This is a genomic window from Shewanella seohaensis (assembly GCF_023283775.1).
GTDB lineage: Bacteria > Pseudomonadota > Gammaproteobacteria > Enterobacterales > Shewanellaceae > Shewanella > Shewanella seohaensis.
On the sequence record NZ_JAKILE010000001.1, the window covers coordinates 107,945 to 131,463 of the forward strand.

Consider the following 23,519-nt stretch of genomic DNA (forward strand, 5'->3'; position numbering starts at 1 on the left):
AGAGGCTTATGGCTTATTTAGCCAATACGCGCTGATGCAGCTCTTGCACTGAGGTCACGTTAGTGCGGTCGTCCGCAGCGTGTGCCATACAAGTGGCGAATGCTGCGTTCATGGTCGTGGTGTAGTTCACTTTGTAACGCAGTGCACCGCGACGTAATTGACGTGAGTCTTCAATCGCTTGACGGCCTTCAGTGGTGTTCACTATGTAGGTGTACTCACCGTTCTTGATGCGGTCAAGAATGTGTGGACGGCCTTCGTGTACCTTGTTGACTAAGCGTGGGTTGATACCCGCTTCACCTAGGATAACCGCAGTACCGTGGGTGGCATCAATTTGATAACCCAGCTCAATCAACTTAGCGGCTAAGTCGGCAACCCGTTTCTTGTCGCTGTTACGCACAGACAACAGAGCACGACCAGACTTAGGCACTTCAGAAGTCGCACCTAACTGCGCCTTAGCATAAGCTTCGGCGAAGGTATCGCCCACACCCATCACCTCACCTGTTGAGCGCATTTCTGGGCCTAACAGTGGGTCAACGCCAGGGAACTTGTTAAATGGCAGTACCACTTCTTTCACTGAGTAGAAAGGTGGGATCACTTCTTGAGTGAAGTTTTGCGCCTTCAAGCTTTGACCCGCCATCACACGGGCGGCAATCTTAGCTAACGGCACACCTGTCGCTTTCGATACGAATGGCACGGTACGCGCTGCACGTGGGTTAACTTCAATCATGTAGATTTCGTTATTCTTCACGGCAAACTGTACGTTCATTAGACCGACAACGCCCAGCTCCATCGCAAGCTTACGCACTTGTACGCGCATTTCGTCTTGGATAGCTTGGCTTAAGGTGTATGGAGGTAGAGAACAACCAGAGTCACCAGAGTGAACACCCGCCTGCTCGATATGCTCCATAATCGCGCCGATAACCACGGTCTCGCCGTCACATACTGCGTCAATATCCACTTCGATTGCGTCATCTAAGAAGTGGTCTAACAGTACTGGCGATGCGTTAGATACGCTTACCGCTTCGTTAAAGTAACGCAGTAAATCCTGTTGGTCGTAAACGATTTCCATCGCGCGGCCGCCCAGTACGTAGGATGGACGAACAACTAATGGATAACCAATACGCTCAGCGGCAATCACAGCACCTTCAACTGTGGTGACTGTATCGTTTTCAGGTTGCTTCATTTCCAAGCGTTGAATCGCTTGCTGGAAACGCTCACGGTCTTCTGCGCGGTCAATCGCATCTGGGCTAGTACCAATAATGGGCACCCCCGCCGCCTCAAGGGCGCGAGCCAGTTTCAGCGGTGTTTGACCACCGTACTGTACGATAACGCCCTTTGGCTTCTCGATACGGACGATTTCTAACACGTCTTCTAAAGTAACAGGCTCGAAGTACAGACGATCTGAAGTGTCATAGTCGGTAGAAACGGTTTCAGGGTTACAGTTCACCATGATGGTTTCATAACCGTCTTCACGCAGGGCTAATGCCGCGTGCACACAGCAGTAATCGAATTCGATACCTTGACCGATACGGTTTGGACCGCCACCTAACACCATGATTTTCTCACGGACTGATGGGTTCGCTTCACACTCTTCCTCATAGGTTGAGTACATGTAAGCTGTATCAGTAGCAAATTCAGCCGCGCAGGTATCTACGCGCTTGTAAACTGGGTGAATGTCGAAACGGTCACGCAGTTTACGGACTTCAGTCTCGTTTACGCCAAGGACCGCCGCCAGACGCGCATCGGCAAAACCTTTACGCTTAAGCTTACGCAGCAGCTCTTCGTTAAGACCGGCTAAACCACCTTCGGCCACTTGGCCTTCCAGCTTAATCAGCTCTTCAATCTGAACTAAGAACCATGGGTCGATGTTGGTTAAACGGAAGATTTCATCCAGGGTTAAACCCGCACGCATAGCATCGGCGATGTACCAAATACGGTCACAGCCTGGCTCTTTCAGCTCGAGGCGAATACGCGCTAAGGCATCGGGTTTGGTTAAGTCAGTGATGGGGTCAAAACCGTGACGGCTCACTTCTAAACCGCGCAGGGCTTTTTGCAGTGACTCTTGGAAAGTACGGCCAATCGCCATCACTTCGCCCACTGATTTCATCTGAGTGGTTAAGCGGTCGTTTGAGCCAGCAAACTTTTCAAAGTTAAAGCGAGGTACTTTAGTCACGACGTAGTCGATGGCTGGCTCGAATGACGCTGGCGTACGGCCGCCAGTGATGTCGTTCATCAGCTCATCGAGGGTGAAACCGACCGCTAACTTGGCGGCGATTTTCGCAATCGGGAAGCCCGTTGCTTTAGACGCTAGTGCCGATGAACGTGATACGCGTGGGTTCATCTCGATGATCACCATACGGCCATCTTTCGGGTTGATACCAAACTGTACGTTCGAACCACCGGTTTCAACACCAATCTCACGCAGTACCGCCATAGAGGCGTTACGCATCAGTTGGTATTCTTTGTCTGTCAGGGTCTGCGCTGGGGCAACGGTAATCGAGTCACCGGTGTGCACGCCCATTGGGTCGAAGTTTTCGATAGAACACACGATGATACAGTTGTCGTTACGGTCACGAACCACTTCCATCTCGTATTCTTTCCAACCAATTAAGCTCTCGTCGATGAGCAGCTCTTTGGTTGGCGATAAATCTAAACCTTGAGAACAGATTTCTTCGAACTCTTCCTTGTTGTAGGCGATACCACCGCCCGAGCCACCCATAGTGAATGATGGACGGATAATACAAGGGAAACCAACGAGGTCGAGTACACCATAGGCTTCTTCCATGCTGTGGGCGATGCCCGCGCGTGGACACTCTAAGCCAATGCTCTTCATGGCTTTGTCGAAGCGGCTACGGTCTTCTGCTTTGTCAATCGCATCGGCAGTTGCACCGATCATTTCAACGTTGAATTCAGCCAGTACGCCTTTAGCCTCAAGCTCAAGGGCGCAGTTCAGTGCGGTTTGGCCGCCCATAGTTGGCAGAATCGCATCAGGACGTTCTTTCGCGATAATGTTGCGTACCACTTCCCATTGGATTGGCTCGATGTAAGTGGCATCGGCCATTTCAGGGTCGGTCATAATGGTGGCAGGGTTAGAGTTCACCAGAATGACGCGGTAACCTTCTTCACGCAGGGCTTTACAGGCTTGAGCGCCTGAATAGTCAAACTCACACGCCTGACCAATGACAATCGGGCCTGCACCTAGGATAAGAATACTCTTTATATCTGTACGTTTTGGCATTGCTTCTCTCTTCTCCTAGCTTGCGTATTACTTAGCGTTCTGACTTTTCGTTACAAGACGATAGTGTTCAATAAGCTCGATAAAGTGATCGAACAGTGGGGCCGCATCGTTCGGACCTGGGCTCGCTTCAGGGTGACCTTGGAAGCTGAACGCAGGCTTGTCCGTCAGATGGATACCTTGCAGTGAACCATCGAACAGTGACTTGTGAGTCACTTTGATATTGGCAGGTAATGTGGCTTCATCGGCAGCAAAACCGTGGTTTTGGCTGGTGATCATCACGTTACCTTTTTCGATATTGCTCACTGGGTGGTTAGCACCGTGGTGACCAAACTTCATCTTTAAGGTTTTCGCGCCTGATGCCAATGCCAGTAATTGGTGGCCTAAACAGATACCGAAAATCGGCGTATCGGTTTTCAGGATTTGTTGAATCGCTTCAATCGCGTAGTCGCATGGCTCTGGGTCACCAGGGCCGTTAGAGAGGAACACACCGTCTGGGTTCATCGCTAACACTTCAGCAGCGGGTGTTTTTGCTGGAACAACGGTGACATCACAGCCACGGTCAACCAACATGCGCAGGATGTTTTGCTTAACGCCGTAGTCGTAGGCAACGACTTTGTACTTCAGCGCTTCGGCTGGAGTATCTTCAGGTAAGCCGCCCACTAAACGCCAGCTACCTTTACGCCATGGGTAAGCTTTCTCAGTCGTCACTTCTTTCGCTAAATCCATACCCTTTAAACCAGGGAAGGCTTTAGCCGCAGCCAGTGCTTTCGCTTCATCTAAGTCAGCACCCGCCATGATGCAACCCGCTTGGGCACCTTTTTCACGGAGGATTCGAGTTAATTTACGAGTATCGATATCTGCGATGCCAACAACATTGTTCGCTTTGAGATAATCACTGAGGGTTTGCTGATTGCGGAAACTACTTGCTACGAGTGGAAGATCGCGAATGATTAAACCACAAGCATGAACCCCATTGGATTCGACGTCTTCATTATTGGTACCAGTGTTACCAATGTGGGGGTAGGTTAAAGTTACTATTTGGCGTGAATAAGAGGGATCAGTTAAAATTTCTTGGTATCCAGTCATCGAAGTGTTAAAAACAACTTCACCAACAGAGAGACCATCGGCACCAATTGCTGTGCCAGTGAATACGGTTCCATCTTCGAGTACGAGTAAGGCAGACTTTGTCAACGCGACCTCCATAAAGAGCCAAGCCACTGAAATATAATGTTTTTATGCTATGTTAAGATACCAATTTCCGCTTATTTACGAAATTTTGACAAATTCCAGCGAGTTTACAGGATAAATCCAAACTCGTCTACACCTTGGTATCTGAGTGCAAAAAAAAACGCCAATATGGCGTTTTTTCTGTTAATTCAAACCTAATACCTGCTGCATGTCATACAGACCCGGTTTTTGCTCCACTAACCAATGGGCGGCACGCATAGCGCCATTAGCAAAGGTCATACGACTAGAGGCTTTATGGGTGATCTCTAAACGCTCACCGATATCGGCAAACATGGCGGTATGCTCACCGACTAAGTCGCCCGCGCGCACAGTCGCAAAACCGATCGTTTCACGGTCACGCTCGCCAGTGATCCCTTCGCGTCCATAAACGGCGCATTTTTCAAGATCGCGACCTAAGGTCTTGGCAATCACTTCGCCCATTTTTAGCGCAGTGCCAGATGGCGCGTCTTTCTTATGTCTGTGGTGACCTTCGATAATCTCGATATCGGTGTAATCGCCCATGACCTCAGCGGCCAACTCAAGCAATTTCCACATTAGATTGACACCCACGGACATGTTCGGCGCCATCACTACCGGCGTTTGCTCGGCAAAGGCATTGATCTGTTCTTTTTGAGCATGATTGAAACCGGTTGTGCCAATCACCATGGCTTTCTTATGGCGTACACACCAGTCTAAATGGACAATACTGGCCTCTGGCGCAGTAAAATCAATCAGCACATCAAAGTCATCGGTCGCATAGTCGAGCGAATCCATCACTAGGACATTTAACTTGCCCACACCGGCAAGCTCGCCCGCATCCACGCCAACTAAGCTTGAACCGGGACGCTCGATGGCGGCACCTAAGCGAATGTGCTCTTGATGATAAGCCGATTCAATAAGAGTCCGTCCCATGCGTCCACCCGCACCGACAATTGCAACTCTCACTTGTCCACCCATTTCAATCTCCTCAAACCTGTTCATCACTTCCATACAAAAACGCCTAAGACAGGCTTAGGCGTTTCGATCACATTAGACGATGTCTAATAACTCGACTTCAAACACTAAGGTTGAGTATGGAGGAATAGAAGCACCCGCACCACGCTCACCGTAAGCTAAGTGATGTGGAACGAATAATTTTAACTTAGTACCTACTGGCATCAGTTGCAGCGCTTCAGTCCAGCCAGCGATAACGCCAGACACTGGGAATTCAGCTGGTTGACCACGAACAACAGAGCTGTCGAACACATCACCATTGATGAAAGAACCATGGTAGTGAGTACGTACTGTGTCTTCGTAGGTTGGTTTTGCACCGCTACCTTGAACTAATACTTCGTATTGCAGACCAGATTCAGTCACGGTCACGCCAGCACGCTTAGCGTTTTCAGCTAAAAAGGCTTCGCCTTCAGCAGAAGCGGCAGCAGCAGCTTGCTCTTGAGCCGCTTGAATACGACGGCTGATCTCAGTGAATGCAACTTGCATATCTTGCATAGATACAGCGCTTTCAACGCCAGCAAATGCATCGGCTAAACCTGCTTGAACGGCAGCAATATCCACACCTTCAAAAGAATTAGCAGCCAGTTGCTCGCCCATTTGACGACCTACACCATAGCTTGCTTGCTGTTCAACAGTACTGAATTTATCAGACATAATTAACGACTCTCAATGTTCAATGGAATTTTGCGCGCCAGTTTACCATAGTTCCACGCCCTATGCTGATAAACTGACTGCTTATTTAACTTTGGCGGCGATTTTACGTAACCGATGCGTATTTATCCAGCAATAGCGCCTAATTGCGGCAAGATAAGGCCTGCCTCTAAACGATCGCCACGCTCTGAAAGACTATTTAGGCAACACGCATTGGTTTTTGATATTCGCCTTTGCGCTCTGATATAAAGGCTGCATTTGCCCCTGTAATTGCTCGAGTTGGGCGATGCGGTTGCTGTTTGATGGGTGCGTCGATAACAGCTCTGGCCCTTGGCTACCGCCCGCTTTCGACATATTGTGCCAAAGCACCACGCTCTGCGCTGGGTCGAACCCTGCCCGCGCCATCAACTCCAGCCCCATGACATCCGCCTCACTCTCCTGAGCGCGACCAAAGGGTAAAATCACCCCAACCTGCGCCCCCAGTCCTAAGGCCGACATATATAAGTCACGGTTTGAGACGCCGCTCGCGCCAAGGGCTGCATCGGCGATTTGCATCCCCATGCCCGTCATCTGCGCCCGAGAGACCTGCTCATTACCGTGCTGGGCTAAGACGTGGGCCACTTCATGGCCTAAGACGGTCGCCAGTTGGTCCGGGGTACTCGCGACGTTAAGTAAGCCGGTATACACGCCAATGTGTCCGCCGGGCAATGCAAAGGCGTTCACTTGTTCGGAGTTGAACAAGACGACATCCCACTTCTGGCTTTGATCGGGCAGCACAGCGGTGACGCGATTGGCCACGCAATTTACGTACTGGGTGAGCTTTTTATCGCTGCTGATCTTTTGCTGCTTTTTCATTTCTTCAAAAGAAGCATCCCCCATTTGCTGCATCTGTGAAGCCGAATACAGCAAGGTTTGGCCACGCCCCGTGGGCGATTTAGTGGTCGCGCAGCCCGATAATCCTAACGTGAGTCCAACCGCCACTAAGGCGAGTGATGTTGCTTTCATAGGGAACTCCTTAATCCGAACGAGGCTGAAGCTAGCAGACTCAACTAATCATGCTTAAGATTTTACTGAGATAGCAAGCAGAAGCCAAACGACATTCAGAACTTGCATGGCAAGCATGAATGAGCCAAGAGCTAGCTAAGGTGCAATATAGTCTTCCCTTAACATGGCATAGAGGTATTCATCGCCCCATGCGCCCTTAAAGAAGATGTTTTTCACATAATGGGCTTCGCGCCGAAAGCCGAGTTTTTCGAGTAATCTACAGCAGGCAAGATTGTCTACATCGGTTATCGCAATGACACGATGCTTATCTAATTCGACAAAGAGATAACCCAGCAATGCGCTGACGGCCTCAAACGCAATCTGCTGGCCTTGATACTCAGGCGCAATCGTAAAGCCGATTTCCATTTGCTGCTCATCGATAAAATGCAGCGCCAAATCACCCACTAACATGGCAGGCGTCGCTGCAGATGCCTCAGAGACAATCGCCAATTGAAACCAAGTGTCCGCCGCGCCAAATTGTGCGTAATCCATGTTCTCAAATAACGCGACGGCATCGCTATAAGAGTAATCCGTCCAGCTTTGATATTTGGCGACCTTAGGCTCGGCTCGATAGGCGGTAAAAGCTTCGAGATCCGCTCGCTGAAATGCTCGAAGCGTAAAACGTTGGGTGGTTAACCCGTGATTTACCATGTGGTGAAGTGCGTTACCTATCGCCAATGTCGACGCCATGCCAGCTCCTTAAATGTGAATAAACCGCTAATGTCAGTCAGTCCCTAAACTCGCTATATAGTTCGCCCATTGAAAACAGGTAAGCCGCAACCAATAAGTGCTAGCAGTTTATGGATAGCAGCGCAGGCTTACACTCAACGCTTACCTTTAAATGCCTTGACGCTGTGCTTATTAATACTGCGACGATTCGCCTGTTTATCCCGAGGTGGGCGCTTAGGTGCCACTTTATTCTCGGTACCGTCCTCTCTAGTTCTTTCGCTCGGCTTATCGGTCACAGGAAAGTCCGCCAATGATGCTAGCGGTAACTCACGCGCCGTCAAGTTGCGGATCGCGGTTAAACTTGGCATTTCACCATGGCACACCAAAGATATGGCAAGCCCATTAGCGCCCGCCCTTGCGGTGCGGCCAATGCGGTGCACATATACAGGTGCACTCATGGGTAAGTCTAAGTTGATCACAACAGGCAAGGCATCGACATGAATACCACGGGCCATTAAATCCGTCGCCACCACCACTTGAATGCGATTGGCTTTAAAGTCTGCCAAGGTTTGACTGCGCACGGTTTGATCTTTTTCACCGTGCAGCGCAGCAGCATTTATCCCCGCCTTAAGTAGTCGTTTCGCTATCGCATCCGCATCATCGCGGGCACTGATAAATACTAGCACTTGCGGCCATTGATATTGTTTAAGTAACGCAATCAATGCCTGCGCCTTGCTGCCCTTATTGACTAAATACAGTTGCTCTTCGATTTCGGCGGCGACAGCATTGCGTGTACTGGCTTCAACCCGTAGGGGATCATTGCTCAGCAATTTACCCGCCAAGGAATCCAACGCCTCTGGCAAGGTGGCTGAAAACAGTAAGGTTTGCTTACGCTTAGGCATCATTGCCATCAGCTTTTGCACATCGGGCCAAAATCCCATTTCCAATAAGCGGTCGGCTTCGTCTAGCACTAGGTATTTAATCGAGTCGAGACTGATATGGGACTGCGTGCATAAATCTAATAAACGCCCAGGGGTTGCCACGACAAGCTGCGGTTTAGCGGCAAGTTCGGCTAATTGTTCTTCCTGCGCTATGCCACCACAGAGGAGCTGAATATTCAAAGAAGACGATAACTTACTCGCCAGCGCATGTAGCGCTATCGTTACCTGCTGCGCCAATTCCCGTGTCGGCACCAGCACCAAAGCCTGCGCATTGCTGGCCAAAGATGGCACTGACTCAGCCCCCGCTAACCCCACTTGCTGCTGAAGTTGTTGATGGATAGCCTGCAGCAAGGGCAATCCAAAAGCCAAGGTTTTACCGCTACCGGTTTGCGACAACGCTAACACATCTCGCCCCGCAAGAATCGCCGGAATCGCTAATTGCTGTACCCGTGTCGGATGCTTGACCGCAACAGGCAATACCGAACATAACGCCGCATTGACGCCAAGCTCGGCAAAGGTTAACGACTCAGGGGAAGGCTCTGTGGAAAGAGAAGGCTTAGGAATGGTCATCGCAACACCGATAAAAACATGGGAGCGAAAGTTTACGCAGAGTTGGCAGTTAATACCAATGTTGTTTCGGCTTTGACTAAAGCCTTGGGATAGTTGTTTCGTCATATCCAGTGACGTATCGGATTACCAACTATCGACAAGCAATCATTGAGTTAAATGTTTTTAAATCAAAGTCGTGGGTCTTCAACCCACACCCGACCAAGAGGGGATCAACAGCAATCCCCTCTTGGATCTCCCTTGCCGCCCTAGCGAAGTTACATGCATTGGTTAGTAGCCTCATACTCCAATAAAAATCGCCTAACGGCTCAGATGGCACATCCATGTGCCCCCGAGCCTGCGCCATCATCCATGATGTCGCCACGACATTTTTATCTGCGTATTTCGACAACTTCGCAGGGAAAGGTGAACTCTATTGAATACAGTATTAACCGCTAATATAGAAAGAGAGCAGTAAATTTTTAAATAGCGATAATTAGATTAAACCTAGATAATCTTTGAGCATTATAAATGTAACAATTTTACACTTAAAAAACTATATAATCCCTAACGTTCCAGTCCCATATAGTCATTCTCATTGTTCCATATATTTTTACGATAACTGAAAAATTATCGTCATATATATAACAATCTGTAAAGTTGTATCTAGTCACATAACCATTATATTCATTTACCGGTTTTATTATTGAGTTTATTCCAGTCATTAGATCAACAACATCAAAATAACTTGAATTGCTAAAAGCTAAGATATCATCTCCATTAACTATTACAAAGTTAAGCTTATATAGATTAAAAATTGAAATAAGCATATTAACAACTAGTTCAGAGTCAATACAACCATCCTCCTTTTCAATTGATATATAATCAGTTGTTTTATTCCTTGGTAAATGAGCCATTAACTCTTTATATTGATTTAATGATGGCAAGCCTCTCAAACTCGCTAAATAACTTGAATCTTCTAAACAGGTTTGAAACCTCTCATAATTTTCTGGGACGTTAGAAAATCTTGTATATAAAATACTATCATCAAACTGATATTCGATATCACTCCAAAAATTGAAGTCACCAATAGCAAAAGCCGTCTCACAGTACTCCAATGAATCTATACAAAGCCGAATATCAACAATATCCCTAACAAGGTTTATAAAATGAAAAACTATTAGTTCTCGATCCTCAATCGTATCTAATATAGAGAATTTAATATTACGGCCATTAAAAGTAAGGCTACATGAATTATCATTAACATACTCAAGACTTAATTTACCAAACTTATTAAATCTAGCATTACTATTCCACTGCTCATCCAAAGGTATTTTACCACTCCACAAAAAGTGGTTATGTTTTTCTATAATATGAGTAAACGAAGATTCATCTTGGTGAGTTTTAAGAATTTTAACGACGGATGTTTTATACATAATTCAATCATCAATGAAAAGCCCTGTAAGGTTAACCATTACAGGGCTTTATTTATCTAGTGCGCAACTAACATAACAGCGGCGCCACCCAACCTAATTAGCTATTTAGGTCTTGGAAAAACTTCTTCACGCCATCGAAAAAGCCTTCAGCCTTTGGGCTGTGCTTCTTTGATTCACCGGTTAAGGTCGCCTCAAACTCACGCAGTAATTCTTTTTGACGCTCGTTGAGGTTGACTGGCGTTTCCATCACGACTTTGCAGAGCAAGTCGCCCACAGCATGGCTGCGAACCGACTTGACCCCTTTACCACGCAGACGGAACATACGGCCCGTTTGCGTTTCGGCTGGGATCTTCAGGCTGACTTTGCCGTCCAGTGTTGGGACTTCAATCTCGCCGCCGAGCGCCGCTTTGCTGAATGAAATCGGCACTTCGCAGTAGAGGTTGTTGCCATCACGCACGAAAATAGCATGTTCGCGTACTGTGACCTGAACGTATAAATCGCCCGGTGGCGCACCAAACTCGCCCGCTTCACCTTCACCCGCTAAGCGGATACGGTCGCCAGTGTCGACACCCGCAGGGATCTTAACTGACAGGGTTTTGGTCTTCTCGACACGGCCATCGCCATGGCACTTAGAGCAAGGATCTTTAATGATCTTGCCGCGACCATGACAGGTTGGACATGGCTGTTGTACGGTGAAGAAACCTTGGCGCATTTGCACTTGGCCTTGACCATGACAGGTGCCACAGGTGGTCGCCGAAGAGCCTTTTTTCGCCCCGCTGCCGTCACACAAATCACAGCTGGCTAAGGTTGGAATACGCAGTTCTTTGGTGAGGCCTTTTACGGCTTCTTCCAGTGATAACTCTAGGTTGTAACGTAAATCTGAGCCGCGGGCCGCTTGGCGTTGACCGCCACGGCGTCCACCGCCGAAAATATCGCCAAAGACATCACCGAAAATATCGCCGAAATCTCCCGCGCCGCCGTAGCCACCACCGCCGCCACGATTCGGATCCACACCCGCATGACCAAATTGGTCATAGGCCGCTTTTTTGTTGGCATCGGTAAGGATTTCGTAGGCTTCTTTAACTTCTTTAAAGCTCGCCTCGGCAGCTTTGTCGCCAGGGTTGCGATCGGGGTGAAACTTCATCGCCAAACGCTTGTAGGCTTTTTTAATTTCACGTTCGCTGGCGTCACGACCAACGCCTAATACTTCGTAATAATCTCGCTTTGACATAATCTCATGCTTCTCAGCTTAAGTTGAACGAACGGGCGTTAGGGTTTCCCCGTAACGCCCGCCTAGAAATTAACTATTTGAAATCAATCAATTTGATTGAGAGCAAATGTTATTTCTTGTCGTCTTTCACTTCTTCAAATTCAGCATCGACAACGTCATCGGCAGTCGCGTTAGACTGTTTAGCAGCACCTTCTTGTGCGCCGCCTTGAGTTTGAGCTTTAGCCTGAGCAATTTCCATCAGCTTAGCAGACGCTTCGATTAGCTCTTGAGTCGCTTTTTCAATGGCTTCTTTGTCGTTGCCTTTAGTTGCAACTTCAACAGCGCTCATTGCCGCTTCAATCTTAGCTTTATCGTCTGCTGGCAGTGCGTCGCCCGCTTCTTCAACTTGTTTCTTAGTTGCGTGAACTAAGCCGTCAGCTTGGTTGCGAGATTGCACTAACTCTTCAAACTTCTTGTCTTCTTCAGCGTGTGCTTCAGCGTCACGTACCATTTGCGCCACTTCTTCTTCGCTTAAGCCTGAAGAAGCTTTGATGGTGATGTTTTGTTTCTTACCGGTTTTCTTGTCGGTAGCAGAAACATGCAGGATACCGTCAGCGTCGATATCGAACATCACTTCGATTTGTGGCATACCACGTGGTGCTGGCTCAATACCGTCAAGGTTGAACTGACCTAATGACTTGTTCGCGCTCGCTTGCTTACGCTCACCTTGCAGTACGTGGATGGTTACTGCACTTTGGTTGTCATCGGCTGTTGAGAACACTTGCTGTGCCTTAGTCGGAATAGTGGTGTTTTTCTCAATCAGCTTGGTCATTACACTGCCCATGGTTTCGATACCCAGAGACAGTGGTGTTACGTCTAACAGCAGAACGTCTTTCACGTCGCCTGACAGTACGCCCGCTTGAATCGCAGCACCTACGGCTACGGCTTCGTCTGGGTTTACGTCTTTACGAGGTTCTTTACCGAAGAAGTTAGTCACTGCTTCTTGAACCTTAGGCATACGGGTTTGACCGCCCACTAAAATCACTTCGTTAATGTCTGATACTGATAAGTCAGCGTCAGCCAGTGCCACTTTTAATGGCTCTAAAGTACGAATGATTAAGTCTTCAACCAGTGACTCTAACTTAGCACGGGTGATTTTCACCACTAAGTGCTTAGGACCTGTTGCATCGGCAGTGATGTATGGCAGGTTCACTTCAGTTTGGTTGGTGCTTGAAAGCTCAATCTTCGCCTTTTCAGCTGCTTCTTTCAGACGTTGCATTGCTAATGGATCTTTACGCAGATCTAAGCCTTGCTCTTTCTTGAATTCGTCAGCTAAGTAGTTGATTAAACGGTTGTCAAAGTCTTCACCACCTAAGTGGGTGTCACCGTTAGTCGCTAATACTTCGAAGGTTTGGTCGCCGTCGTTGCTGTCGATTTCGATGATAGAGATATCGAATGTACCACCACCTAAGTCGTACACTGCAACGATGTTGTCGCCTTGCTTCTTGTCGATACCGTAGGCCAGTGCTGCAGCCGTTGGTTCGTTGATAATACGTTTAACTTCAAGACCTGCGATGCGGCCCGCATCTTTAGTGGCTTGACGTTGTGAATCGTTAAAGTATGCAGGAACGGTGATTACCGCTTCAGTCACTTCTTCACCTAAGAAGTCTTCTGCTGTTTTCTTCATCTTTTTCAAGATTTCAGCAGAAACTTGTGGTGGAGCCATTTTGTTGCCACGTGATTCAACCCAAGCATCACCGTTGTCGGCTTGGATAATTTTGAATGGCATGATGTTCACGTCACGTTGAACTTCGTCATCTTTGAAGCGACGACCGATCAAACGCTTGATCGCGAAGAATGTGTTATTTGGGTTAGTTACAGCTTGGCGTTTTGCTGGCTGACCCACGATGGTCTCATCATCGGTGTAAGCGATGATAGACGGGGTTGTGCGATCGCCTTCAGCATTCTCTAATACGCGTGCTTTGCCACCATCGAGGACAGCTACACAAGAGTTTGTTGTGCCTAAGTCGATACCAATAATTTTACCCATGAGGTCCTCCGAAAAATTTCTGTCTAACTAAATTTATAAGTTGGTTTTGATATGGGGCCGGACGGTTTTTTTTTCAAGTCCACTGTTGGCCACCTTCTCTGCCTTAACACCTATATTGGGACAGGGAATTTAATTACAAGGGCCGATAAAAAATTTTTCTGATTTATCTTTTCAAAGGACTCGACTGTATAAAATATTCAAAACCACAAAATCCGCTTGCTTATCAGCAATAGCTGTTATTCAATCTGCGCACATTGAGTGATGTTTAAGCGCATAGGGTAATAGTGTGAAATCTTCAAATTTGGCGTATGTGTACGGCATGGCCGCGGTATTCCTCTGGTCGACGGTGGCAACCGCTTTTAAGATTGCCCTTGGATTTTATAGCCCGTTGCAACTGGTGTTTGTGGCGGTACTTACCTCAATCGTCGCCCTAGGTGCCATTCTCGCTTGGCAGAAAAAACTGCCACTCCTTAAAGCGCAGCTCCTACGTCGCCCGGCGTTTTATCTGGTTACGGGGCTGATTAATCCGTTTCTGTATTATGTAGTGCTGTTTAAAGCCTATTCACTATTACCCGCCCAGCAGGCACTCTCACTCAACTACACTTGGGCGGTATTGCTGCCGCTGTTAGCCGCGCCGCTGCTGAAACAACATTTGCGTAAGAGCGATATGATTGCGGCACTGATTGCCTACTCTGGGGTATTTATTATCGCCACTGGCGGCGATGTCAGCGGTTTTCGCTTCGACAGTCCACTCGGGATTGGGCTTGCATTAACCAGCACTTTGCTCTGGTGCCTATATTGGATTGTGAACACTAAAGATCAAGGTGACCCAGTGGTCAGCCTGCTATTAAGCTTTTTGATTGGTTTGCCCTTTATTACCGTGACACTGCTACTGACCGATACCCTGCCCAGCTTTAGTTTGAGCGCCGTGATGGCGGGCATGTATGTTGGCTTATTTGAGATGGGCATTACCTTCGTGCTCTGGTTAATGGCACTAAAAACCGCGACTCGCACGGCCAATATCAGTACCTTAGTATTTTTATCACCCGTGATGTCGATTGGCTTTATTGCCTGGATTCTGCAAGAGACTATCGCCGCCGCAACTTATATCGGGTTAGGTTTTATTTTGAGTGGCATGATGTTGCAGCAGTTATTCCCGCGCTATCTGGAGCGCAAAACTAAGCTCAATGCCAAGCTTGTAGACTAAATAAGGCGTATCACTCGGGCATAAGCAATTTATGCCCGAGCTAACATTTTAACGCCGCAGAAAGGGCTACTATGGCGGACTTTTATTGCCCCTAAACTTTAATTGCAGCTAATTGGGGCGCGAGGACGAGAGCATGACACCAGCCGTACAAATGGCAAAGAAAGCCAAAATTCCCTTTGAAATCTTAGAATACAGCCACGACCCACACTGCGCCGCCTACGGAGAAGAAGCCGCCAATGTGTTAGGGCTCGCCCCCGCGCAGGTATTTAAAACCTTACTGGTTGCGACCGATAAAGCCCATCCGCCACTGGCCGTCGCCCTGGTGCCCGTTGACCATCAACTCAATTTAAAAGCCGTCGCTAAATGTTTAGGCCAGAAGAAACTGCAAATGGCCGATGCGGATTTAGCACAAAAATCATCAGGCTATCTCGTTGGCGGCATTAGTCCGCTCGCCCAGAAAAAACAGCTGCCAACGCTAATCGATGCGACGGCTCAGCAATTCGATAAAATCTATGTGAGTGCCGGCCGCCGTGGCCTTGAAATCTGCCTTGCGGCGAATGACTTAGCGAAATTGTGCCGCGGGTCTTTTGCGGATATAAAAACGCTTTAAGGCTAAATATCAGATATTTCTAAAATATGTTCAGAGTATCACAGTATTTATCCCAAATTGATTTGAAAATAGAGACATATCCGACTATAAATTGAACTGTACACAGACGACTAAGGATAGTCAGATGGAAAAATCAACTCAATGGAATCAAGAAGATGGCTTAAGCCCTATCAGTTGGGTCGCCATGCTCATTTGTATTGCCCTTTTTATCTACGAACATTTTTGGGGAAATGGTTTTACGACCATGGTGGTGATGCTCTACTGCACTTTTTTACTCCCCTCGGTACTGATCACCCGTAGAGTGCAAGAAAGGTATTTCCTGTATACCTTGGTATATATCAGGGCCTTTCGTAAATTCACTACCCTAATGTCGGTGGCGTTTCTGTGTCTGTGGTTGATTGCCACTTACACTCCACTCATCCATTAACCGAGATGTTTGCCAACAAAAAAGCCGCTATTGCGGCTTTTTTAATAGAACGATTTTGCCGAGCGAGATGGCCCGTCGTTGGCGAGTGAACTATGTGCGGCTGGTGTAATCACCCCATGCTAACCACTTATAGGTGGTCAGCGCCTCAAGCCCCATAGGACCACGGGCATGGAGTTTTTGCGTGCTTACGGCCACCTCGGCACCCAAGCCAAATTGGCCGCCATCGGTAAAACGGGTGCTGGCATTCACATACACAGCAGCCGAATTCACTTCGTTCATAAAATGCGTTGCGGCGTGGATATCATCGGTGAGAATCGCCTCCGAGTGCCCACTGGAATAGGTACGGATATGGGCAATAGCTGTATCTATGCCATTCACCACTTTAATGCCTAAGGTCAAAGATAACCATTCGGTCGCAAAGCTTTGCTCAGTTGCCGGAGAAATATCAAACCCCAAGCCATCGAGCAGCGCATAGCTTTGTTCGCACACCGAAAAACGTACACCTAAGCGATGTAAGTACTCGGCAATTTGCGGCACAAAACGCTCAGCAACCGCGTTATCCACCAGCAAGGTGTCTAACGCATTACACACCGTTGGACGCTGCACTTTTGCGTTAGCAATTACCTCGAGTGCGCGCTCAAGATCGGCATGTTTATCGACATACAAATGGCAGATCCCAATGCCACCTAAGATCACAGGAATCGTCGCTTGCTCGGCGCAAAGGCGCTGTAAGGCTTGTCCGCCACGGGGGACTATCATATCGACATATTGGTCGAGCTTGAGTAGCCCTGTGACTAAGGCTCTATCGGGAGAATCAATCAGCTGCACCGCATCGACTGGCAGACCTTGGCTTGCAATTGCGCCACGGATCACTTCGCTAATCAGTTTGTTAGATTCGAGCGTCTCTTTTCCGCCGCGCAAAATCACAGCATTACCGGTTTTAAGTGCCAGCACAGCAATATCGACCGTCACATTCGGCCGAGCCTCGTAGATAACCCCAATCACCCCAAGCGGTACTCGGCGGCGCGTGAGCCTTAAGCCATTGTCCAACACGCGGCTACCAAACTCTTCGCCAACGGGATCGGCAAGACGCACCACATCGCCGATATCACCGATAATCCCCGCCAGACGCGACTCGTTAAGCAAGAGTCTATCAATCATTGCATCATTCAAGCCTTCAGCCTTAGCGGCTGCAACGTCTTTGGCGTTAGCCGCGAGAATCGCCTGAGTATTCTGCGTCAGGGCCTCGGCAATCGCCTCGAGTAAATCCGCTTTCTGTGCGGCGCTAAGATTTGCTAAGGCATAGCTGGCTTGTTTAGCCTGACTGCCCAGTTGTTGTAAATATTGCACTTGATTAGTTTGACTCAAAACAGACCTCGCTTATAAGACGACCATGTCGTTGCGGTGCACTATTGCGTCACCATAATCGTAACCGAGCACAGACTCGATTTCGTCGGAATGTTTACCCGCAATTACCCCTAAGGCCTCACCGCAGTAGCGGGTGATACCTCTGGCAATGATTTTGCCTTTTTGGTCAACTAATTGCAGGGTTGCACCACGTTCAAATTCACCTTTAACCCCAATAATGCCCTTCGATAGCAGGCTGCGACCTTTTTCGGTCACGGCTTTCACCGCGCCCGCATCGAGCACCAGTGAACCTTGGGCGGCTGGTCCCGCTAAAATCCACTGTTTGCGGCTCTCTAACGGATTTTCGATGGCACTAAAATGCGTGCCGACAGATTCTTTACCGACGACTTTTTTAATCACATCGGGGTGATGACCCGAGGCAATCACCACTTCAATGCCCGCACGGCGAGCAATATCCGCAGCTTCTAGCTTAGTCGACATTCCGCCCGTGCCTAAGCCCGACACTGAACCACCCGCTAACAGGCGCAGACTGTCATCAATTTTCTCGACCTGAGAAATCAGCTTAGCATTCGGGTTAGTGCGCGGATCAGCATCGAATAAGCCCTTTTGATCTGTCAACAAAATCAACAGGTCGGCATCACACAGCAGTGCCGCACGCGCCGACAAGTTATCGTTGTCGCCTACTTTGATCTCGTTCGTTGCGACAGCATCATTTTCGTTGATGATGGGGATAATATTGTTTGCCAGCAAGGCATTAAGCGTATCGCGGGCATTTAAATAGCGCTCTCTATCGTGTAGATCGGCACGGGTCAGCAGCAATTGCCCCACATGCAAACCATAGATGCTAAAGAGTTGTGCCCAAGCGAGAATAAGCTGACTCTGCCCGACAGCGGCTAATAACTGTTTGTTAGCCATAGTGTCGGGCAATACCGGATATTGGAGATGTTCGCGTCCGGCGGCAATTGCGCCAGAAGTGCATAATACGACTTCGACCCCTGATCTCATCAGTGCGGCCATTTGACGAGCAAGCTCAACCATATGGGCTTTATCCAGCTGTTTACTGCCAGAAGTCAGCACACTCGTCCCTAACTTCACTACCACGCGGCGATACGCTATCTCACTTAAATTCATTATTCATATGTAGAAAATAACCGGATAATCCTTATACCTAATCCGCAGAGCAATTGGTAGTTAGTGGGCAGGATGTTGGTAGAAATTTTCAATTCTGCTTGGGATCGCGCATAAAAAAGGGCCATCGATTAGATGACCCTCAAAAAATAGCCGCGAATGGGCGGCTAGCTCAGTATCAGCCGTAAATAAATTTCGCAATAAACATGGCAGCGAGCACCAGCACGCCGATATTTAAATCGCTAAAACGGCCCGTTAACAGCTTGATGACAGCATAGGAAATAATCCCCAGCGCAATCCCTGTGGCAATTGAGAAGGTCAGCGGCATCAGGATACACACCACAACCACAGGTGCAGCCTCGGTTAAGTCTTCCCATTCAACGTGAACCAGTCCAGCCATCATTAGAATCGCCACATAGAATAAGGTACCAGCCGTAGCATAGGCGGGGATCATTCCAGCTAATGGTGATAAGAATAAGGCCAAGATAAACAGTAAGCCGACCACGACAGCGGTTAAGCCTGTACGGCCGCCCGCGCTCACCCCAGCGGTACTTTCGATATAACTGGTAGTCGTTGACGTACCGAATGCAGCGCCCGCAATCGTCGCTAAACTATCAGCGGTTAAGGCACGGTTTAAGCGAGGTAAACGGCCTTTTTCATCGAGGAAACCACCGCGCTGCGCAACCGCAACTAAGGTGCCAGAGGTATCAAAAAGATCCACAAACAGGAAGGCAAATACCACGGATAGCATTGTCACTTCAAATACTTGGGATAAATCCATCGCCATAAAGGTCGGTGCGACAGAAGGCGGCATAGAAACGATACCGTTGTAATGCACATCACCGAAGAGTAACCCAAGCCCAGTGATGATAAGGATGCTTAAAATCACCGCCGATTTCATTCCACGTTGCACCATGGCGATGATCAGGAAGAAACCTAACACGGCCATCACCGCTGGGAAGGCGGTAATATCGCCCATAGTCACTAAAGTTGCAGGACTTGCGACCACAATGCCGGCACTCTTAAGACCGATCAGCGCGAGGAATAAACCAATACCCGCAGCAATACCGATACGCAGCGACATAGGAATGCTGTTCACAATCCACTCGCGAATACGCACTAGAGACAGGATTAAAAAGCAAATTCCCGACAGGAAAACGGCGCCGAGAGCCGTTTCCCAGCTATAACCCATCTCACCTACCACAGTGTAGGTAAAGAAGGCATTGAGTCCCATACCTGGGGCCAGTGCAATGGGATAGTTCGCCATCACACCCATCACAATACATCCCACCGCCGCCGCTAAACAGGTGGCCACAAACACGGCGCCATGATCCATACCCGCATCGGCTAACATCATTGGATTCACAAAAATGATGTAGGCCATAGTCATAAATGTTGTCAAACCTGCTATCGCTTCCTGCTTGAGGCTCGTTTGATTTTGTTTCAGTTTGAACAGCTTTTCTAACATGGAACTGGGTTCCTTTTCTTTTTAAGTAGGTAGGGTCAAAAATGTAAACACTATGTAATCGTGTTTTTCGCAGAGGATTATAGGGAGTTTGTGCTGGTCAGGCTAGAAAATTGATGGCGATTTTCTTGATAGAAATCGCTAAACAGAACAAAAAACCACCGCACTTAATTTACATTAAAGCTCACTATAAATAGGGCTTAGCAAGCCAATCTTAACCACAGGGAAGTTGAAACGCCGTTCAGAATTAACAGCACATTGTTTTTAAAGCGAAATAATCACAATAAAGCACAATGGTTATCCCATACCGGCATATAAGCCTACGTCAGCGCCCCAAATGGGATTGAAGTCGATAGCAAAAAGCCGACGCCCTTAAGGGCGCCGGCTTTTTGAGTTCAACGGGTAAAATGCTTAAAAACGATAGTTAAAGCTGACGGTAAAATTGCGTGGCGCGCCGTAGTGATACGCACTGTAAGCAATGCCTGACGCAGTCATGTAGGCATAATATTTCTCATCCAATAGATTCTCTACGTTAACCTGCAGATCCATATTCTCAGCCAGATCGTAGCGTGCCATCAGATTCACTAGGGAGTAAGCATCCTGCTTGATTGCCACACCACTGACATCTGAGTAACTGTCACTTTGCCAATTCACCCCACCACCTATGGTTAATTCAGGCAATAAGTCCACAAATTGGTAGGTGGTAAACAATTTAAATTGCTTCTGCGGACTGGTAGTCGCGACCCGCTTACCCTCTGCATCTTCGGCATTAAATTGCGAGTAACCCGCAGAGATATTCCAGCCATCGGCAGGCTCACCCACCACTTCTAGCTCAAACCCCTTACTCTTAGTGCCTTGTGCGGCCTCATAGTAATTCACGGGTTTACCACCGATATAAATCGTTCCGGCTAAGGTTGCCAAGTTATCTTGGTCAATTTGGAACACGGCTACTGTGGTATGTAGACGATCGTCAAGATAAGCACTCTTCAGACCTAATTCGTAGGCTTTGCCTTCTAATGGATCGAGGTAATTTTGATCGGCATCGAAATTATTCTGCGGATTAAAAATCCCGGTATAACTGGCGTAAATACGATGCGCGTCATTGATATCGTACAAGGCGCCAACATAGGGCACAAACACCCCATCATCACCAAAGTTAGTATCGGTACCATAGCTCACGCCTTCACGATTCCAGCTTGAGATACGTCCACCAGCAATCAATTTAAAATCATCGGTAATCGTTAAGCGAGTCGCCGCATAAAAGCCTTTTTGCTCGGTATCCATATTGAGCTGACGGTTCGCGTTGCTCGACCATTCAGGCTCAGCAAACTGATTTTGTTGCCATTCGTAGAAGTTATCCACCACTTGTGAGTCCCAACCCGTCATATCGTCACGGATAGGCTCGTAGGTATCGGCGTAGGATTTTTGCTTACTATACAAAGCACCCGTCACAAACTCATGGGTTTGACCAAAGAGGTCATAGTCGCCTTTAAGCTGCACATCAAAGTTATTCGAGTTACTTTCACCATGGCTGTGATAACGCTGTCCACTGAGTCCCGCCCCCGTGTCTTTATCGAGCATACCCGACATGTAGATCATCTTAGTGGTGGTCTCATACTCCATGCGGTTGTAGTTAGCGACGAGCTGCCAACCATTGCTGAAGTAATGATTCAGGTTTGCAAAGTAGTTGATATTTTTGGTTTCCCAGCGGCTCCAATCGGCAGCTGTGGTGGCCGATGTATCCCAATCAGTGGCTGAACCATCACTAAAGACGGCGGGCAACGCGCCCCACATAGCCCCTTTGGGATCGTTGTGGTTATAGCTACCACCGACACGCAGCAAGGTGTTGGCCGTAATATCACTGTCGACCACACCATAGAGAATGGTTTTGCGGTCTTGATACAGATCTTGGTAAGAATCGCTATTCACATACTTAGCGACCAAGCGCCCACGCACACTGCCGTCTTCATTCAGACCATTAGACACATCCGCGGTGACTTGTTTTTTATCCCAACTTCCAGTGGCGACATCCACATAACCTTTAAGATCAGAACTGTCGGCATGCTTACGCACTAAGTTAATCGAGGCCGAAGGATCGCCAGCACCCGTTAATAATCCGGTAGCACCACGCACGACTTCAACGCGCTCGTAGATAGACACATCCGATACCGTTTCACCTGCATCACCACCTAAACTCCAAGATAAAGGCACGCCATCAATTTGATAGTTTTGCACGGTAAAACCGCGGGCCGAAAAACCGTTACGCACGTTATCTGTTTTTGAAGATGATAAACCCACAGTGTTGTTGACCACATCGACCACGGTATTTAGTGCCTGATCTTCAATCCGATCCGCCGTCATAATGCTGACCGACTGTGGCGTTTCCCGCAGCGTGAGTCCTAACCCCGTTGCAGTATCAATATTACGACTCACTGTGTATTTACCCATCACAGTGATTTTTTCGATATTTTGATCTTGTGTCTCTGTTGTTGAAGCGGTTTGTTCTTCGGCCATCAGCGCCAAAGGATTCAAAGCTAGGGTTACTGCAGCAGCAAGTGGAAGTAGATTAAAACGCATAGTCGTTCAGCAAGTTTCGTTAAGGTGCGCATACGGTAACACCATTGAGAACGATTTGCATTTGTATTTTATGTGACAAATGTAACAAATTCATCATTCTTAAGTCGTACAAAAAGATGAATAGATTGATGCCAAAGTTTTATGCTTTAAAAACAGATAATTAAATTAACTCTTGATAAAAGCAGTCATTTCGAGATCGCAGCAAAAAATTTTATGTTTATGGGAAGGAATGAGAGGCATAGCGCCGTAACGACAGAAAAAAGCTAAAAAAAAGCCTGCTCAATGAGCAGGCAAGACATATTTCAAGCGTCCCTTTCGGGGAAGTACATTACCGCGCTAGCGGAAGAAACCTGGCATACCCATGCAAAAACACCGATATGCTACTTGAGTCTAAACACGCCAAAAAGGCGATACAAAGGTTGATGGATGATGGAAACTAGGTTTAAAGGGATAGTTAGCCCTTAAAGCTCATAGCGAATAAACCGCCACGCAAAACATCAGAGTTAATCCAAGTGTTTTGCCAAACAAAGTGATTCTTGCCTGTATAAGACATAGTCAATTACTCCTAAGTAAAGTTGAGATTAAGTACTCTAGTAAAGCTTGGCTCGGTTCCTTGGAACTAGAGATTCTCAAATCCGTTGAGACGACTTGTCACTCGGGTCCTTGGAGAAGGGTATCCATCCTGGATAGACTAGAGGGGATGGGCGTATTGCCCTGTCCACGAAAACCATT

Annotated in this window: 17 protein-coding genes; 3 read left to right on the top strand and 14 right to left on the bottom strand. The window is 47.9% G+C overall.

The window, feature by feature from the left end:
• Positions 1-13 precede the first annotated feature (13 nt).
• The 10 genes from carB to dnaK all read right to left on the bottom strand — a co-directional run bounded on the left by carB (position 14) and on the right by dnaK (position 14,005).
• Positions 14-3,238, bottom strand: coding sequence for a carbamoyl-phosphate synthase large subunit (carB, locus tag L2713_RS00525; RefSeq protein WP_248966499.1), 3,225 nt, complete (start codon positions 3,236-3,238; stop codon positions 14-16).
• Positions 3,239-3,265: 27 nt separating this feature from the next.
• Positions 3,266-4,441 carry a glutamine-hydrolyzing carbamoyl-phosphate synthase small subunit gene (gene carA / locus L2713_RS00530; protein ID WP_248966500.1) on the bottom strand — a complete coding sequence of 392 codons (1,176 nt, stop codon included), beginning with the start codon at positions 4,439-4,441 and terminating at the stop codon, positions 3,266-3,268.
• 168 nt (positions 4,442-4,609) lie between these two features.
• The gene (gene dapB / locus L2713_RS00535) at positions 4,610-5,422 is read right to left on the bottom strand and encodes a 4-hydroxy-tetrahydrodipicolinate reductase (protein WP_011621756.1); all 813 of its coding nucleotides are present in this window, start codon (positions 5,420-5,422) and stop codon (positions 4,610-4,612) included.
• A 72-nt stretch (positions 5,423-5,494) separates the two neighbouring features.
• Entirely contained in the window at positions 5,495-6,112 is a 618-nt protein-coding gene (gene bamJ, locus L2713_RS00540) for a BamJ family beta-barrel-assembly machinery protein (protein WP_248966501.1), read from the bottom strand.
• Between the two features lie 192 nt (positions 6,113-6,304).
• Positions 6,305-7,114, bottom strand: a complete 810-nt coding sequence (locus L2713_RS00545; RefSeq protein WP_248966502.1) for a M48 family metallopeptidase — start codon at positions 7,112-7,114, stop codon at positions 6,305-6,307.
• 135 nt (positions 7,115-7,249) lie between these two features.
• A complete protein-coding gene (locus L2713_RS00550; protein ID WP_248966503.1) occupies positions 7,250-7,843 on the bottom strand; it encodes a GNAT family N-acetyltransferase in 594 nt (197 codons plus the stop codon).
• A 134-nt stretch (positions 7,844-7,977) separates the two neighbouring features.
• Positions 7,978-9,333: a DEAD/DEAH box helicase gene (locus L2713_RS00555; RefSeq protein WP_248966753.1), complete on the bottom strand. Its 1,356-nt coding sequence runs from the start codon at positions 9,331-9,333 to the stop codon at positions 7,978-7,980.
• A 524-nt stretch (positions 9,334-9,857) separates the two neighbouring features.
• Positions 9,858-10,745 carry a hypothetical protein gene (locus L2713_RS00560; protein WP_248966504.1) on the bottom strand — a complete coding sequence of 296 codons (888 nt, stop codon included), beginning with the start codon at positions 10,743-10,745 and terminating at the stop codon, positions 9,858-9,860.
• A 97-nt stretch (positions 10,746-10,842) separates the two neighbouring features.
• Positions 10,843-11,976, bottom strand: a complete 1,134-nt coding sequence (gene dnaJ, locus L2713_RS00565) for a molecular chaperone DnaJ (protein ID WP_248966505.1) — start codon at positions 11,974-11,976, stop codon at positions 10,843-10,845.
• Positions 11,977-12,085: 109 nt separating this feature from the next.
• Complete coding sequence (dnaK, locus tag L2713_RS00570; RefSeq protein WP_011621749.1) at positions 12,086-14,005, bottom strand: molecular chaperone DnaK; 1,920 nt, start codon at positions 14,003-14,005, stop codon at positions 12,086-12,088.
• 286 nt (positions 14,006-14,291) lie between these two features.
• Here dnaK and L2713_RS00575 point away from each other — a divergent pair, with 286 nt between their 5' ends.
• The 3 genes from L2713_RS00575 (at position 14,292) to L2713_RS00585 (ending at position 16,249) form a co-directional block, all read left to right on the top strand.
• Positions 14,292-15,212 (top strand): DMT family transporter, encoded by a 921-nt coding sequence (locus L2713_RS00575; protein WP_248966506.1) that lies wholly within the window; start codon positions 14,292-14,294, stop codon positions 15,210-15,212.
• A gap of 133 nt (positions 15,213-15,345) precedes the next feature.
• Positions 15,346-15,822, top strand: coding sequence for a Cys-tRNA(Pro) deacylase (gene ybaK, locus L2713_RS00580; RefSeq protein WP_011621747.1), 477 nt, complete (start codon positions 15,346-15,348; stop codon positions 15,820-15,822).
• A 124-nt stretch (positions 15,823-15,946) separates the two neighbouring features.
• Positions 15,947-16,249, top strand: coding sequence for a hypothetical protein (locus L2713_RS00585; protein ID WP_086903375.1), 303 nt, complete (start codon positions 15,947-15,949; stop codon positions 16,247-16,249).
• A gap of 90 nt (positions 16,250-16,339) precedes the next feature.
• Here the strand turns inward: L2713_RS00585 and L2713_RS00590 are convergent, their stop codons facing one another.
• The 4 genes from L2713_RS00590 to L2713_RS00605 all read right to left on the bottom strand — a co-directional run bounded on the left by L2713_RS00590 (position 16,340) and on the right by L2713_RS00605 (position 22,787).
• Complete coding sequence (locus L2713_RS00590) at positions 16,340-17,617, bottom strand: glutamate-5-semialdehyde dehydrogenase (RefSeq protein WP_248966507.1); 1,278 nt, start codon at positions 17,615-17,617, stop codon at positions 16,340-16,342.
• 12 nt (positions 17,618-17,629) lie between these two features.
• Positions 17,630-18,748 carry a glutamate 5-kinase gene (gene proB, locus L2713_RS00595; protein WP_011621744.1) on the bottom strand — a complete coding sequence of 373 codons (1,119 nt, stop codon included), beginning with the start codon at positions 18,746-18,748 and terminating at the stop codon, positions 17,630-17,632.
• A 175-nt stretch (positions 18,749-18,923) separates the two neighbouring features.
• Positions 18,924-20,213: an NCS2 family permease gene (locus L2713_RS00600; protein ID WP_011621743.1), complete on the bottom strand. Its 1,290-nt coding sequence runs from the start codon at positions 20,211-20,213 to the stop codon at positions 18,924-18,926.
• A gap of 408 nt (positions 20,214-20,621) precedes the next feature.
• The gene (locus L2713_RS00605; protein ID WP_248966508.1) at positions 20,622-22,787 is read right to left on the bottom strand and encodes a TonB-dependent siderophore receptor; all 2,166 of its coding nucleotides are present in this window, start codon (positions 22,785-22,787) and stop codon (positions 20,622-20,624) included.
• Positions 22,788-23,519: the final 732 nt, after the last annotated feature.

Coding starts and splice junctions, on each gene's coding strand:
- carB (WP_248966499.1), bottom strand. CDS start 3,238: ATGCCAAAACGTACAGATATAAAGAGTATTCTTATCCTAGGTGCAGGC.
- carA (WP_248966500.1), bottom strand. CDS start 4,441: ATGGAGGTCGCGTTGACAAAGTCTGCCTTACTCGTACTCGAAGATGGA.
- dapB (WP_011621756.1), bottom strand. CDS start 5,422: ATGGGTGGACAAGTGAGAGTTGCAATTGTCGGTGCGGGTGGACGCATG.
- bamJ (WP_248966501.1), bottom strand. CDS start 6,112: ATGTCTGATAAATTCAGTACTGTTGAACAGCAAGCAAGCTATGGTGTA.
- L2713_RS00545 (WP_248966502.1), bottom strand. CDS start 7,114: ATGAAAGCAACATCACTCGCCTTAGTGGCGGTTGGACTCACGTTAGGA.
- L2713_RS00550 (WP_248966503.1), bottom strand. CDS start 7,843: ATGGCGTCGACATTGGCGATAGGTAACGCACTTCACCACATGGTAAAT.
- L2713_RS00555 (WP_248966753.1), bottom strand. CDS start 9,333: ATGACCATTCCTAAGCCTTCTCTTTCCACAGAGCCTTCCCCTGAGTCG.
- L2713_RS00560 (WP_248966504.1), bottom strand. CDS start 10,745: ATGTATAAAACATCCGTCGTTAAAATTCTTAAAACTCACCAAGATGAA.
- dnaJ (WP_248966505.1), bottom strand. CDS start 11,976: ATGTCAAAGCGAGATTATTACGAAGTATTAGGCGTTGGTCGTGACGCC.
- dnaK (WP_011621749.1), bottom strand. CDS start 14,005: ATGGGTAAAATTATTGGTATCGACTTAGGCACAACAAACTCTTGTGTA.
- ybaK (WP_011621747.1), top strand. CDS start 15,346: ATGACACCAGCCGTACAAATGGCAAAGAAAGCCAAAATTCCCTTTGAA.
- L2713_RS00585 (WP_086903375.1), top strand. CDS start 15,947: ATGGAAAAATCAACTCAATGGAATCAAGAAGATGGCTTAAGCCCTATC.
- proB (WP_011621744.1), bottom strand. CDS start 18,748: ATGAATTTAAGTGAGATAGCGTATCGCCGCGTGGTAGTGAAGTTAGGG.
- L2713_RS00600 (WP_011621743.1), bottom strand. CDS start 20,213: ATGTTAGAAAAGCTGTTCAAACTGAAACAAAATCAAACGAGCCTCAAG.
- L2713_RS00605 (WP_248966508.1), bottom strand. CDS start 22,787: ATGCGTTTTAATCTACTTCCACTTGCTGCTGCAGTAACCCTAGCTTTG.